The following is a 14,015-nucleotide window of genomic DNA, read 5'->3' on the forward strand; positions in this document are numbered from 1 at the left end:
GCGGCCGATGCTGGGGGCCCTTCGTCATCTTGTGTTTGTCGCCCTGGCGGCCTTGCTGGTCGCGGCCGGGCCGGCCGGCGCCCAGGAATGGAAGCGGCTGCCCTGGCATCTGGTCGATTATTTCTATCGCATGCCCGACATCGCCGACTTCCGCACCTTGTCGATGGAGGTCGAAATCCAGGGCCGGGTCGAGCCCGGCCAGTACGTCTATGTCGCGCCGCTCAACGGCAAGATCGGCGGCAACATGTTCTATTTCGGCCTGCAGACCGACCTTTATAACGGCAACACCCGCAAGATGATGGGCAAGGGCTTCATCTTCTCGCGCTGGGGCGCGGCCGAGGCCGGCGACGGCAAGCCCGGACCGGGCGGCTGGGCCGAGGCGATGACCCACACCCAATCGGGCGAGGGCGACTTCGCCAGCGTCAGGCTGCCTTATGCCTGGCAGCCCGGGCGCTACACCTTCCGCATGGAAGCGCGCGCCGCCGCGCCCTTGCCCGGCCAATGGGTCGATCTGTCGGTCACCGACCATGGGCGCGCCCGCCGGGTCGAGATCGGCTCGCTGCGCTTTTCCACCAATGCACCGGCCCGCTTCGACCCCATGCCCGCCAGCTTCGTCGAAATCTATGGCAAGCTGCCCAAGGACCCCACCCGCCCCGGCCTGCTGGTGGCGCCCGATTTCACCGTCCGTTTCGCGCCACCCCTGGTCAATGGCGGCCTGTCCCCGCTGGGCGGCGACGTTCACCAAAGCAGCCGCGTCCCCCCCTTCGCCCGACTGACCCGGGCCGCCGACCACGGCGCCATGGTGGTGGTGGGCGGCACCGTTGCCGCACCGCCCGAGCGCGCCCCCTGATTGCCAAGAAAGAGCCGCCGATGACGAAGCCTTGCCCCCTTGCCCGCCCCTCCCTGGCCGCCCTGCTGGTGGCCGTCATGCTGTCGGGCTGCGGCTGGAACACCCGTCAGCCGCCGACCACCAGCCTGGACCAAGCCAATCCCCGCCCGCCGCAGACCGACGTGCTGGTCCGAGACGACCTGACCAATGGCAAGCTGGTGTTCTACGGGCCGCCGATCCTGGCCCCGCAAGGTCCCGACATCGGCCGCGACGGTCACCGCCTGCGCAGCGAGGTCGACAAGCAAACCGGCGCCGTCACCCACTGGATCGACCTTCGCGTCCATTGGGTCGGCTCGGGCATCGATTACTGGGTCGCCGCCGAGGCCCGCCGCAGCGGCCGCGACGAACGCGCCGACAGCAGCTGGGTCGAGCATGACCGTTCCAACGCCTCGTTCGAGAAGCCCCGAACGCACGACAGCAAATCCACGCTGACCGAGGCCGATAAGAGTCCGGTGCCCTTGAAGCTGGGGGTGCCGCATCTGGCGGTCGGTACCTGCGCCCGCGTCCTGTGGATCGGCTGCGACCACGACGAGGAAATCACCGCCATCCTGCCCGAGGATTTGCTGACCAGGGCCGGCGATACCGACCTTCGGGTCCGCTTTCGCATGAATCACGGCCGCACCTATGTCGGTGTGGTGACCGCCGAGCAAATCAACGCCCAATTGGCCCGCATCGAGCGGTGGCGGCGGGTCGGCGGTTGACAGCCGAACGGTTTGGCGCGACCCTATACGAACGTATCGAATATTCGGAATGGGTCGGGCAAACCACCTTCCGCGCCATCTTTCGCGTGGCGAATGTGCGCAACTTCCCGTAGTTTCGCCATTCGGATTGGTTGGTGACCGGTGCCGTCGGACTGTTCGGGTCAGGTCACCAGGGCGAGGCAGGAATGGGTGGTTCCGACACTTTGAAAACCGGTTTGTTGGTGATCGAGCAAGGGCCGCACGCGACGATCCTTCGCCCCCAGACGGCCGATATTCCCCGCCTTTCGGTCAACGCCTTCTCGGTCGACCGCCCGGTTCGTGTGCTGCTGGTCGAAGACGATCCCGGTGACGCCCGCCTGGTATGGGAAGCCCTGCAATCGTCGGACGAGGCCCGCTTCAAGGTCACCCATGTCCGCTCGATCGCCGACGCCAAGACCCAACTGGAAACTCCGGGTTGGGATGCGGTCCTGCTGGACCTGACCCTGCCCGATTCCGCCGGCATCGGCACATTGGGCAAGATCCAGGCGGTGGCCCGTTCGCTGCCGATCGTGGTGATGACCGGCCTGTCGGACCCCAAGCTGGCCAATTACGCCCTGGAGGTCGGCGCCCAGGATTTCCTGGTCAAGGGCGACGTGTCGTCGGGGATGGTCGCCCGGGCGATCCGTTACGCCATCGCCCGCATGAAGACCCAGCAGGCCTTCCAGTCGCTGGTGACCATGCTGGAAGCCGAACGCAGCCGCATGCAGCAGGAAATCGACGCGGCGCGCTCGATGCAGTTCGCCCTGTTGCCCCGGCCGGATCGCCTGCGCCCCCGGCTGGACCATCTGGGCCTGATGGTCGAGACCTATTTCGAACCGTCTTCCGGCATCGGCGGCGATCTGTGGAGCAGCCTGGATTGCGGCGACAACGCCATCGGCTTCCTGGCCTTCGACTTTTCCGGCCATGGCGTCCAGGCGGCGCTGAACGCCTTTCGCCTGCATGCGCTGATCCACGACCATTCCCACCTGGCGTCGGACCCGGCCGAATTGCTGACCGCACTGAACGTCGCCATGAAGCCGCTTCTGCCGACCGGCCAGTATGCGACGGTGTTTTACGGCATCATCGATTGCGCCGCCAACGAACTGCGCTGGGCGGCCGGCGGCTGGCCGCCGCCGTTGCACTTCTCGGGCGACGCCCCGCCGGTCGCGTTGGACACGCGTGGCCTGCCGCTGGGCATCTCGACCAAGGCCTTTTACGAAACCTCGACGATCCCGTTCGGCCTGAACGACCAGTTGGTGCTCTACAGCGACGCCCTGCCCGAGACCTGCGATTCCGAAGGCACCATGCTGGACCAGACCGGCACCGTCGAACTGGCCGACCGTTGCCGCGGCGCCGCCATCGGCAGCCGGCTGCAGGCCCTGCTGGATGGTTTTTTTGCCCGCAACACGGTTGGCGTCGATGACGACCTCACCATCTTGTGGATCAGTCGCTCGCGCCCGCCCGGGCAGTAATCGCGATTCCCGCCCCCTTAGTCTTGTCCGAGTACGTTGATGGATATCGCCGAAACCTCCCAAGAGCCGCAGATCTGCTCGTTAAGCGGACGCTTCACCTTCAAGGACAACGACGCGTTCTTGCAGGCCATCCGCGATTTCGTCGCACGGCCGGCGAACCATCTGGTGCTGGATCTGAGCCAGCTGGAATTCATCGATTCCTTCGCCCTGGGCCTGTTCCTGGTGGCCACCGAAATGGCCGAGGCGGCAGACAAGGTGGTGACGGTGCGCAACCCGCAAGGACCGGTGCGGCGGCTGTTCAGGCTGTCGCGGCTGGAACAAGTGCTGCACGTCGAGGACACCATCGAATCCGCCCCCGTGCCGACCGCCGTTCCGGTCCAAAACCTGCGCCAGGATTTACGGATTTCCGGCCTGATCGAGCTGGAGCCGGGCGTGATGTCGGTCGAACTGAGCGGGCGATTCACCTTCGCCGATCATGGGGCCTTCCAACAGCTGATGGATTGCGTGAAGCCCGAGGCCATCCACGATCTTCATGTCGGACTTTCCGGCCTTGATTTCATGGATTCGGCCGGTTTGTCGATGCTGCTGGTCATCCGCGACGAGTTGGAGGCGCGCAACGGCAAGTTGGTGCTGGTGTCGCCGCGCGGCAAGGTGATGCAATTGTTGCGTCTGTCCTCGGTCGATACCGTCGTATCGATCATCGACGCTCCCAAAACCGCCTAGGGACAGCGCCGATGACCGGGTTGATCGCCTTCTACGACGACATGGTTCCCCCCACCCGTCTGGTTGCCCAGATGGACGAATTGGGCGTGCGCGTCGAACCGGTGATCGAATGCCTGCCGACCGTCGGCGTGCCCTGCGTCGTGGTCGGCCGCGCCAGCCCGGCCAAGGTCCGCCAAGGGCTGACGGTGCCGTCGCACGGCTTCGTCGAATGGAATCCGGGCGACCGCCAACCGGTCCCGCAGGCCTGCCTGGACTGCGCCGGCCGGGGCGGCCTGGCCCTGGCCCTCAACACCCGCATCGCCTATCAGACCGACATCGCCCAGCAATTCACCGAGGCCCTGCTTGTGCGCTTTCCGAAGCTGGCGGCGATCCTGGGCGACATCGAGCTGTCGCTGGCCGAAGCCGTCGCCAACGCGATCATCCATGGCAATCTGGGCATCGGCAGCAAGATGCGGAGCGATTTCGCCGGCTTCGCCCTGTTCCAGGCGACCTTGATGGAACGCCTGGAAGACCCGGACCGCGCCGGCCGCCGCGTCGAGATCACCGCCTTGCCGGTGGGCGACCATGGCCTGAAATTGTCGGTGACCGACCAGGGCGACGGCTATGACATCGAAGCCGAGATGCGGAAGTCACCCAGGGCCGAGGCCAAGAGCGGACGCGGGCTGGGCCTGATCCGCCAATTGGCCTCGGATATTCAGGTGGCCGCCGGCGGGCGCACCCTGACCATGGATTTCAACCAGCCGATCACCGCGCGATGATCGGCAGCAGGCCGTGGCGCTGGGCGGATTCGCGCAGACGCCCGTCGGCCTTGACGGCGGCGACGAACGTATCGACCGCCTTCAGCCAGGCATCGTCGCCCTTCGGCACCGCATAGGCGTAAGGCGTGGGGGCCAACGGCTGTTCGGGCTCGACCAGGCGGGCCCAGTCGGTCAGGCTGACCATGCGCCGGCCATAGGGGAAGTCGGTCATGAAGATGTCGGCGCGACCGCTCAAGACTTCCTGCTCGCGCGCCTTGAAATCATCGACCACGGTCAATTGCGCCGCCTTCAAGGTCTCGCGCATCACCGGCTCCATCACCGTGCCCTTCATCACCACCACCACCACGCCCTTGACGTCGATGTCGGCCCACGAGCGGATCGCCTTGTTGTCCTTGGTGGTCACACCGATGGTGCCGCTGACCAGATGCGGCTGGGCGAAATTCATATGCTGGGCGCGGTCGGGGCGAATGCCGACGGCATGCATGGCCACGTCGCAGGAATCGTTGGTCATGTTCTCGATCAGCTTGGCGAACGAGCTGTCGATGAAGACCGGCGCCACCCCCAGCGATCGAGCGAATTCGCGGGCCATGTCGATGTCGATGCCTTCCAGCTCGCCGGTCCGGGGATTACGGTAGCTGATGGCGAAGTAATCGGGCCAGATGCACACGCGGATCTCGCCGCGACTGCGGATCGCCGACAGCCGGTCTGCCGCCTGGGCCTGGTCGAAAACACCAGCGACGACAGCACAGATAAGCGCCATCGCTAAAATGATTTTGCGTGAAGTGTGCATAGCCGCCACTTTTTTGTTTAACCACCCCAGACAATAGGCATAATCCAACATTTAGCGGTTTCTTGCATCCGTTTTTTCGGCCTGTCCGCCCTCTGACGAGCTTCGCCCCACCCCATGTCGCATTCGCCCCTGAGCCAGACCGTCGAAACGCCGCCCTTGTTGCGGTGGGGACCGGTGGCGATTGCGGTGGGGGTGACGGTGGTGTTGTTCCTGACCGTCTCGACCGGCTATTTCCAGGCGATTGCCGATCGCGAGGAACGGGCCGTCGCCTCGGCCAGGACCATCGAACAAGGCGTGACCAGAACCCTGGAATCGGTCGAGACCACGCTTTCGGTGATCGCCGAGGAAGCGCGCACGGGCCTGGCCGGCGACGACCGCAACCTGGCTGCCGCGCGCCGGCGCATGGCCGATTCCCTGCGCCTGGCCCCGCATATCCGCCAGTTGACCATCCTGCGCGGCGCCACGGTGTTGGCCGACACCAATGGCCCCGACGGCACCAAGGTCGATCTGGCCATGTTGGGGCTGGACAAGAACCAGGCAGCCCCCACCGGCCAAGGATTGCGGATCGGCACCTTGCAAAGAAGCCGCTTCCTGCCGCACCAGGGCGAATTGCCCGACCAGCACAGCCTTCGTTCGCTGATTCCTGTCGCGCTGGTGGCGGCCGATTCCTCCTCGACGGCGCCTTTGATGATCGTCGCCGCGCTGAACACCGCCTATCTGGAAGACATCTTCACCAGCGGCGCCTTCCGCCGGGACAGCCATCACGGCCTGGTTCGCCAGGACGGCCAGCCGCTGATCGCCACCGACAGCCTGGTCGAGTGGAATGCTCCGCTGGCGGCGATGCTGTCATCGGGAGCGGACCAGCATTTCGTCTCGGTTCAATCCCTGGCCGTACCGCTGGGCGCCACCGCCTTGCGGCTGTCGGCACGCTATCCGATCGCGGTGGTGATCGGAGTCCGCCATGCCGAGACCCTGCGCGACTGGGCCGGACGCAACCGCTCCATCCTGGCGGTGTTGGCGGTGGTCAGCCTTGGCGCCGCCGCCGTGCTGTTCGTGGTCCTGCGCCAGGCCTTGGTTCGCCGCACCTTGCAGGCGCAGGTCCGCGTGCTGGTCAAGGCCATCGAGCAATCGCCCGTGGTGGTGGTGGTCACCGATGCCGACGGCGTGATCGACTATGTCAACCCGGCCTTCACCCGCCTGTTCGGCTATACCGCCGAGCAAGCGGTCGGGCGCAACCCGCGCCTGTTGAACAGCGGACAAAATCCGTCCGAGAATTATCGTGCCCTGTGGGACAGCCTGACCCGCGGCCAATCCTGGAGCGGGGAATTCATCAACCGCGCCAATGACGGGTCGCTGGTGCATGTGTCTTCGACCATTTCGGCGGTTCGCGACAGCCACGACCGCACCACCCATTTCATCGGGGTGATGGCCGACATCACCGAGGCCAAGCGCGCCGAGCGCGAACGCGAATCGCTGATCTTGCGCCTGGGCCGCGCCAACGAGGGCCTGCAACGCTTCGCCGAGATTTCCGCCCATCACCTGCAAGAGCCGGCGCGCCGCCTGGTCAGCTTCGCCCAGCGGCTCAAGACCCGCCTGACCGGCCGGTTCGAGGACGAGGACGCCCAGGTGTCGCTGGCCTTCATCGAGCAGCAGGCCGGGCGCCTGCGCGATCTGCTGCGCGACGTGCAACTGTACCTGGCGGCCGACGTCCCGCTGGGGGCGCAATCGGAAATCGACACCGCCCGCGTCGCCCGCGACGTCGTCTTGCGCTTCGGCCCCAGGATCGATGCGGCCCACGCCCGCGTCCTGGTCACCGACCTGCCGCACCTGACCATCGACGCCCCGCGGCTGGCCGATCTTTTCGCCATCCTGCTGGAAAACGCCATCAGTTATCGCCGCCCCGACGTGCCGCCGGAAATCATCATCAGCGGCGAGACCACCGCCGATCGGGTTCGCCTGACCGTGGCCGACAACGGCACCGGGATCGCCCCGGAATTCCGCGAACGGGTGTTCAGGGTGTTCGAGCGCCTGCCGCGGACCGGCGACATGCAGGGCACGGGGATCGGACTGGCCATCGCCCGACGAATAGTCGAAAGTAATAGCGGCCAGATCTGGATCGAGGAAACCCCCGGCGGTGGCGTCACCGTCGTCGTCGAATTCGAGGTTGCAGAAAAACCATGACCTTTCCGAACGGCACACCCAGGCGCCATATCCTTTTGGTCGAAGACGATCTTGCCGACGCCCATCTGGTCCGGCTGGCAATCGGCGAGGAAGGGGGCAAGGTCGCCGTCCACCATGTGCTGGACGGCCTGGAAGCGTTCGAGTTCCTGAAGCGGTCGGAACCGCGCTTCGCCACCGCCCCCCGGCCCGACCTGATCTTGCTGGATCTCAACATGCCGCGCATGGACGGCCGCGAGTTCCTGGCCGAAGTGCGTCATTCGCCCGATCTGATGGACATCCCGGTGGTGGTGCTGACCACCTCGGATGTCGAACGCGACGTCTTGGCGTCGTACCAGCTGGGCGCCGCCGGATACGTGGTCAAGCCGGTCGATCTCGACGAATTCACCCAGGCGATGCGCCGGCTCCAGGATTACTGGTTCGCCTTGACCCGGCTGCCGCCCTCGCGCACATGATCGAAGGACAATCGTCACTGGTTCACCATCCATTCTTAATTCACGATTATTCTATTTATAATGCGAAGGTATAGTTCACCCAGTTTTCAGTCAGGGAGGGCGTTGTCGTCATGGAAATCCGTCAAACGGTGGTCACCGGTGGCGAGCCTTTGGCCGCCTTAAGCGAAATTTCCCCCAATCTGGTCCTGGTGTTCGGGTCGGTCGCCGCCATGCGCGTGCCCGAGTTCCATGCGCAATTGCGCGCGGCCTTCCCGGCGGCGGAACTGATCGGCTGTTCGACCGCCGGTGAAATCGCCGGCCAACGGGTCCGCGACGGCAGCGTCGTGCTGACCGCCATCCGCTGGGACAAGACCCGTCAGCGCGTCGCCAAGGCCCGCGTGACCGACATGGCCCATTCCGACGATGCCGGCCGCGACATCGGCCGGGTGTTGAAGGGCGACGGACTGCGCGCCGTGCTGGTGTTCGGCAAGGGCCTGGGCATCAACGGCAGCGCCTTGATCGAAGGCATCATCGCCGAGGTCGGCGGCGAGGTACCGATTTCCGGTGGACTGGCCGGCGATGGCGGCGCCTTCACCGAAACCCTGACCCTGTCCACCGATGGAATCGATTGCGACGGCGTGGTCGCGGTCGGCCTTTATGGCGACGCCGTCGAGATCGGCCATGGCAGCTATGGCGGTTGGCAGCCGTTCGGGCCGGTGCGCAAGGTCACCCGCTCGGAAGGCAACGTCTTGTTCGAACTGGACGGCCAGTCGGCCTTGGCCCTCTACAAGGAATATCTGGGCGAATACGCCAAGGACCTGCCGGCATCCGGCCTGTTGTTCCCGTTCGAGATGCTGCGCGAGGACCACAGCACGGTCGGCCTGATCCGCACCATTCTGGGCGTCGACGAGGCCTCGGGCTCGCTGGTCCTGGCCGGCGACATCGATGCCAACGGCTATCTGCGCCTGATGCACGCCAACAATGACGGCCTGGTCGACGGCGCCGAGACCGCCGCCAAGCGGGCCGGGGCCGGCCCCGGCGCCATCCCCGGTCAAACCCTGGGCATCCTGGTCAGCTGCGTCGGCCGCAAACTGGTGATGGGCGACGCCGTCGAGGACGAGGTCGAAGCGGTGGCCACCGTGCTGGGCAAGAGCGCCACCATTGCCGGCTTCTACTCGTATGGCGAGATCGCGCCCTTCTCGTCGAACATCGACTGCAAGCTGCACAACCAGACGATGACCGTGACGTTCATTGCCGAGCGGTGACATGAACCGAATTCTATTACGTCAGTTGCGCCGAGCCTTCGGAGTCGATGGCGAAACCGAAGTCCAGGCGCTGTTGATGGAATTGTTCACCCTGCCCGCCGACAGCCTGCCGCCGTCGGCGGCACGGCTGATCGCCGGGCTGGCCGAATTGCTGCGCCGGGTCGAGGACACCTACGAGCAGAACGAGCGCGACCTGTCGCTCCGGAACCGCAGTCTGGTTCTCAGTTCCGACGAACTGAACCGGGTCAACGAGCGCCTGCGCGACGAGGCCCACGCCCAGGCCCAGGCCATCGAGACCCTGCGCGGCACCGTCAACGAGCTGCTGGCCGCCTCGGACATGCCGATCATCGACGAGGGTGCGGCCGGGCTGGACAAGCTGTCGGCGCTGATTTCCAATCTGGTCCACGAGCGCAGCGACATCCAGCTGGAACTGGAACAGCAGAAGTTCGCCCTGGACCAGCATGCCATCGTCAGCATCACCGACCGTGCCGGCACCATTCTTTACGCCAACGACAAGTTCCTGGCGGTCAGCGGCTATTCGCGCGAGCAGTTGCTGGGGCAGAACCATCGCATCGTCAAGTCCGGCGCCCACCCGCCCGAATTCTTCCGCGAGATGTGGCGAACCATCGCCAGCGGTGAAGTGTGGCACGGCGAAGTGTGCAATCGCCGCCGCGACGGCCAGATCTACTGGGTCGACGCCACCATCGTCCCCATCCTCGACGAGCGCGGCAAGCCGCGCCAATATATCGGCATCCGCACCGACATCACCGAACGCAAGCAGATGGAAGCGGCGCTGCGCGAAAGCGAACAGCGTCTGCAGATCGCCCTGGATGCCGGCTCGATCGGCCTGTGGACCTGGAACCTGCAAACCGATCAGGCGACGTTCAGCAGCCAGTGGATGGGGATGCTGGGCTATCCGCCCGACGCCTTCCCCCATACCGGCCAGTCCTGGGCCAACCTTTTGTGCCCCGACGACCGCGAGTCCGTCCAGGCGGCGCTGAACTCCCATCTGGAAGGCCGCACGCCCACCTACGAGGTCGAGTTCCGCCTGCTGCACCGCGACGGGACGTGGCGGTGGATCATGGCCTCGGGCCGTTTGATCGAACGCGACGGCGACGGCAAGCCCTTGCGCATGGCCGGCACCCACAAGGACATCACCGACCGCAAGAGCGTCGAGGCGCAATTGCGCATCGCGCTGGACAACGCCGAGGCGGCCAACCGGGCCAAGTCGGACTTCCTGGCCACCATGAGCCACGAAATCCGCACCCCGATGAACGGCATCATCGGCATGACCGGCCTGTTGATGGACACCCATCTGACCAAGGAACAGCGCCATTTCGCCGACACCGTGCGGATGTCGGCCGAATCGCTTCTGGGCATCATCAACGACATCCTGGATTTTTCGAAGATGGAGGCCGGCCGCCTGGAATTCGAGGACGGCCCCTTCGAGATCACCCCGCTGATCGAGGGCGTGGTCGATATTCTGGGTCCTCGCACCAAGGGCAAGGACATCGATTTCAGCTATTTCATCCCCACCGAGGCGCACGGCGTGTTCTCGGGCGATGCCGGCCGCCTGCGCCAGGTGCTGATGAACCTGGCCGGCAATGCCGTCAAGTTCACCGAAAAGGGCGCGGTCACCATCACCGTCGGCGCGCGCCACGTCTCGGACGACACCACCTGGCTGGACGTGTCGGTATCCGACAGCGGCGTCGGCATCCCAGAGGCGGCGCAAGGCAAGCTGTTCGCAAAGTTCACCCAGGCCGATTCCTCGACGGCGCGCAAGTTCGGCGGCTCGGGGCTGGGACTGGCCATCTCGAAGACCATCGTCGACATGATGGGCGGCGAGATCGGTTTCACCAGCAAGGTCGGGCACGGATCGACCTTCTGGTTCAAGGTGCCGCTGCGCTGCATCAGTCGGGTCCAGCCGGCCCAGGCCCCCGACAACCCGCTGGCCGGGCTGCATGTGCTGGTGGTCGACGACAACGAGACCAACCGCGAGATCTTCTTCCGCCAATTGCATTCCTGGGGTGCCATCGCCGCCATGGCCGACAGCGCCACCAGCGGCCTGATGGCGATCCGCTCGGCGTCGCTGTCGGGAAGCCCCTTCCATGTCGCCCTGATCGACCATCACATGCCGGGCATGAGCGGACTGGACCTGGCCGCCGTGCTGCGCACCGACCCGGCCCTGGCGGAATTGCGCCTGATCCTGGCCTCGTCGGGCAATCCGGGCGAGTTCGCCGAGGCCGGCAAGCGGCTGGGCCTGTCGGCGGTCTATTCCAAGCCGCTCAGGCAAAGCGCCCTGCTGGATTGCCTGATGGAGATCACCGGCAAGCGGCCCGACCAGCCGGTTCCGGTTCATTCCAGCCCGGCCACCGAGATCACCACCACCACGGCGCTGCGCATCCTGGTGGCCGAGGACAATTCGGTCAACCAGCAGGTCGCGGTGGGCTTGCTGGCCAAGCTGGGCCACCGCGCCGATGTCGCCGACGACGGCCGCGAGGCGCTGAACCTGGTTCAGACCTGCGATTACGACCTGGTCTTGATGGACATGCAGATGCCCAACATGGACGGGCTGGCCGCCACCGCCGCGATCCGGGCGCTGCCCGGCGACAAGAGCGCCATTCCGATCATCGCCATGACCGCCAACGCCATGCAGGGCGACCGCGAGATCTGCATCAATGGCGGCATGAACGATTATGTCAGCAAACCGATCGACCGCCGCCGGCTGTCCGAGGTGCTGGATCGCTGGACCGAGCGCGTGCTGGGCCGGCGCAAGAATTCCTGCCAGCCCGACTCCGTCGCTTCGCCCGAGCCGCAGGACACGGCCACCGAACCGGCCGCCGAGCCGGACATCATCGACAAGGACGCGCAAGAGGGCCTGATCGACGCCCTGGACCGCGACGTCTTCATCGGCCTCTTGACCTCGTTCACCCGGTCGATGCCGACCAGGCTGCGCGAGATGGAATCGGCGCTGTCCGATGCCGACATGGACCAGTTGAAGCGCACCGCCCACTCGCTGAAGGGGGCGGCGGCGAATTTGGGACTGCCGCGCCTGGCAGACTGCTTCTCGCATATCGAACAGGCCGGGATATCCGGCGACCATGCCGCCGGAGACCGCTGGTTCGAGAAGGCGCTGGGCGTCGCCGAGACCACACTGGCGGCCCTGTCTTCGGAGTTCGGGACATGACCATGCGCATCATGATCGTCGATGACAACGACACCAACTTGACGTTGTTCGAACAGATCGCCAAGCGGGTGGCCGACGACGTCACCGTGACCTGCCACCCCGACCCGATCGAGGCGCTGCAGAACGCCACCGCCTCGCTGCCCGATCTGGTGGTGGTCGATTTCATGATGCCGGGCCTGGACGGCCATCAATTGCTGGAAGCGATCCGCCTGCTGCCGGGCGGCCGCGACGTTCCCATCGTCATGATCACCGCCGCCGGCGAGCGTCAGGTCCGTCACCGCGCCCTGGAACTGGGCGCCACCGACTTCCTGACCAAGCCGGTCGATGCCACCGAGATGCGGGTGCGCCTGACCAACCTTCTGGCCCTTCGCCGCAGCCACCTGGCCCAGAAGAACCGCAACAAATGGCTGGCCGAAGAGGTGCGCAAGGCGACCAGCGCCATCACAGCCCGCGAGCACGAACTGATCGTCCGCCTGTCGCGCGCGGCCGAGTTCCGCGACCCGGAAACCGGCGGCCACATTCAGCGCATGGCCCATTTCTCGCGCATGATCGCCGCCGGCCTGGGCCTGCCCGACGACCAGTGCGACCTGATCTTGAAGGCGGCGCCGATGCACGATGTCGGCAAGCTGGGAATACCCGACGCCATCTTGCTGAAGCCGGGCCGGCTGACCGACGAGGAATTTTCGGTGATGAAGCGCCATCCGTCCATCGGCCACGCCATCCTGGACGGATCGGAATCCGACCTGATCCGTCTGGGCGCCGAGATCGCCTATTATCACCACGAAAAGTACGACGGCAGCGGCTATCCGTTCGGCCTGAAGGGCAAGGACATTCCGCTGACCGGCCGCATCGTGGCGGTCGCCGACGTGTTCGACGCCCTGACCAGCACCCGGCCCTACAAGACCGGCTGGACGGTCGAAGACGCGGCCAAGTTCCTGGAAACCGGGCGCGGCACCCATTTCGACCCGTCCTGCGTCGATGCCTTCCTGGCCGCCTGGCCCGACATCCTGGCGACCAGGGCCCGCTTCGCCGACGATGGCGGCCATTGACCTTAGGACCGTAAAGCGGGCCGTCATGGCTTGTCGCGGCAACCGCACGCCCCTACATTGACAGGGTTCCAGCACGGCAACCGGGGGCAAGCGATGCGTCTGACCGTCAACGGCGTCACCCATCAGGTCGAGGCCGCCGCCGACACCCCGCTTTTGTGGGTGCTGCGCGACCATCTGGGCCTGACCGGCACCAAATACGGCTGCGGCGCCGCCCAGTGCGGCGCCTGCCTGGTCCAGCTTGACGGCAAGCCGGCCATGGCCTGCGCCACCCCGGTCAGTGCCGCCGAGGGCCGCGCCATCACCACCATCGAAGGCATTTCCGGCCGGGTCGCCCAGGCGGTCACCGCCGCCTGGACCGAGCTGGACGTGCCGCAATGCGGCTATTGCCAAAGCGGCCAGGTGATGGCGGCGATGACGCTGCTGACCGACAATCCCAAGCCGACCGACGCCCAGATCGACGATGCTTTGTCGGGCCATCTGTGCCGCTGCGCCACCTATCAGCGCATCCGCGCCGGCATCCATGCCGCCGCCCGCAAGCTGGGAGCCTGAGC

General features: G+C 65.9%; 12 protein-coding genes. 11 read left to right on the forward strand and 1 reads right to left on the reverse strand.

Features of this window, described 5'->3' with window-relative positions; genetic code table 11:
* Nucleotides 1-7 precede the first annotated feature (7 nt).
* The 5 genes from MTBLM5_RS08120 to MTBLM5_RS08140 all read left to right on the forward strand — a co-directional run bounded on the left by MTBLM5_RS08120 (nt 8) and on the right by MTBLM5_RS08140 (nt 4,561).
* On the forward strand, nt 8-850 hold the full coding sequence (locus tag MTBLM5_RS08120; protein ID WP_173975461.1) for a hypothetical protein: 843 nt from the start codon (nt 8-10) through the stop codon (nt 848-850).
* Nucleotides 851-870: 20 nt separating this feature from the next.
* Nucleotides 871-1,590, forward strand: a complete 720-nt coding sequence (locus MTBLM5_RS08125; RefSeq protein WP_173975463.1) for a hypothetical protein — start codon at nt 871-873, stop codon at nt 1,588-1,590.
* Between the two features lie 134 nt (nt 1,591-1,724).
* Nucleotides 1,725-3,080 carry a PP2C family protein-serine/threonine phosphatase gene (locus MTBLM5_RS08130; RefSeq protein ID WP_173975465.1) on the forward strand — a complete coding sequence of 452 codons (1,356 nt, stop codon included), beginning with the start codon at nt 1,725-1,727 and terminating at the stop codon, nt 3,078-3,080.
* Between the two features lie 39 nt (nt 3,081-3,119).
* Entirely contained in the window at nt 3,120-3,803 is a 684-nt protein-coding gene (locus MTBLM5_RS08135; protein ID WP_173975467.1) for an STAS domain-containing protein, read from the forward strand.
* An 11-nt stretch (nt 3,804-3,814) separates the two neighbouring features.
* Entirely contained in the window at nt 3,815-4,561 is a 747-nt protein-coding gene (locus MTBLM5_RS08140; protein WP_173975469.1) for an ATP-binding protein, read from the forward strand.
* On the opposite strand, the gene MTBLM5_RS08145 is transcribed toward MTBLM5_RS08140, so the two are convergent.
* A complete protein-coding gene (locus MTBLM5_RS08145; RefSeq protein ID WP_173975471.1) occupies nt 4,548-5,321 on the reverse strand; it encodes an ABC transporter substrate-binding protein in 774 nt (257 codons plus the stop codon). The genes MTBLM5_RS08140 and MTBLM5_RS08145 overlap by 14 nt on opposite strands.
* Before the next feature lie 144 nt (nt 5,322-5,465).
* Here MTBLM5_RS08145 and MTBLM5_RS08150 point away from each other — a divergent pair, with 144 nt between their 5' ends.
* From MTBLM5_RS08150 to MTBLM5_RS08175, 6 genes are all read left to right on the forward strand, one after another.
* A complete protein-coding gene (locus tag MTBLM5_RS08150; RefSeq protein WP_173975473.1) occupies nt 5,466-7,532 on the forward strand; it encodes a PAS domain S-box protein in 2,067 nt (688 codons plus the stop codon).
* Entirely contained in the window at nt 7,529-7,984 is a 456-nt protein-coding gene (locus MTBLM5_RS08155; RefSeq protein WP_173975475.1) for a response regulator, read from the forward strand. The genes MTBLM5_RS08150 and MTBLM5_RS08155 overlap by 4 nt, the downstream gene beginning before the upstream one ends.
* A gap of 110 nt (nt 7,985-8,094) precedes the next feature.
* Nucleotides 8,095-9,228 carry an FIST signal transduction protein gene (locus MTBLM5_RS08160; RefSeq protein ID WP_173975477.1) on the forward strand — a complete coding sequence of 378 codons (1,134 nt, stop codon included), beginning with the start codon at nt 8,095-8,097 and terminating at the stop codon, nt 9,226-9,228.
* 1 nt (nt 9,229) lies between these two features.
* On the forward strand, nt 9,230-12,415 hold the full coding sequence (locus MTBLM5_RS08165; RefSeq protein WP_173975479.1) for a PAS domain-containing protein: 3,186 nt from the start codon (nt 9,230-9,232) through the stop codon (nt 12,413-12,415).
* Nucleotides 12,412-13,464 (forward strand): HD domain-containing phosphohydrolase, encoded by a 1,053-nt coding sequence (locus MTBLM5_RS08170; protein WP_371814004.1) that lies wholly within the window; start codon nt 12,412-12,414, stop codon nt 13,462-13,464. The genes MTBLM5_RS08165 and MTBLM5_RS08170 overlap by 4 nt, the downstream gene beginning before the upstream one ends.
* Before the next feature lie 93 nt (nt 13,465-13,557).
* Nucleotides 13,558-14,013, forward strand: coding sequence for a (2Fe-2S)-binding protein (locus MTBLM5_RS08175; protein WP_173975481.1), 456 nt, complete (start codon nt 13,558-13,560; stop codon nt 14,011-14,013).
* Nucleotides 14,014-14,015 lie beyond the last annotated feature (2 nt).

The organism is Magnetospirillum sp. LM-5 (assembly GCF_902729445.1).
GTDB lineage: Bacteria > Pseudomonadota > Alphaproteobacteria > Rhodospirillales > Magnetospirillaceae > Magnetospirillum.

Excerpts from the sequence above, each read along its gene's own strand:
- MTBLM5_RS08120 (WP_173975461.1), top strand. The coding sequence starts at position 8 with ATGCTGGGGGCCCTTCGTCATCTTGTGTTTGTCGCCCTGGCGGCCTTG.
- MTBLM5_RS08125 (WP_173975463.1), top strand. The coding sequence starts at position 871 with ATGACGAAGCCTTGCCCCCTTGCCCGCCCCTCCCTGGCCGCCCTGCTG.
- MTBLM5_RS08135 (WP_173975467.1), top strand. The coding sequence starts at position 3,120 with ATGGATATCGCCGAAACCTCCCAAGAGCCGCAGATCTGCTCGTTAAGC.
- MTBLM5_RS08140 (WP_173975469.1), top strand. The coding sequence starts at position 3,815 with ATGACCGGGTTGATCGCCTTCTACGACGACATGGTTCCCCCCACCCGT.
- MTBLM5_RS08145 (WP_173975471.1), bottom strand. The coding sequence starts at position 5,321 with ATGGCGCTTATCTGTGCTGTCGTCGCTGGTGTTTTCGACCAGGCCCAG.
- MTBLM5_RS08150 (WP_173975473.1), top strand. The coding sequence starts at position 5,466 with ATGTCGCATTCGCCCCTGAGCCAGACCGTCGAAACGCCGCCCTTGTTG.
- MTBLM5_RS08155 (WP_173975475.1), top strand. The coding sequence starts at position 7,529 with ATGACCTTTCCGAACGGCACACCCAGGCGCCATATCCTTTTGGTCGAA.
- MTBLM5_RS08160 (WP_173975477.1), top strand. The coding sequence starts at position 8,095 with ATGGAAATCCGTCAAACGGTGGTCACCGGTGGCGAGCCTTTGGCCGCC.
- MTBLM5_RS08165 (WP_173975479.1), top strand. The coding sequence starts at position 9,230 with ATGAACCGAATTCTATTACGTCAGTTGCGCCGAGCCTTCGGAGTCGAT.
- MTBLM5_RS08170 (WP_371814004.1), top strand. The coding sequence starts at position 12,412 with ATGACCATGCGCATCATGATCGTCGATGACAACGACACCAACTTGACG.
- MTBLM5_RS08175 (WP_173975481.1), top strand. The coding sequence starts at position 13,558 with ATGCGTCTGACCGTCAACGGCGTCACCCATCAGGTCGAGGCCGCCGCC.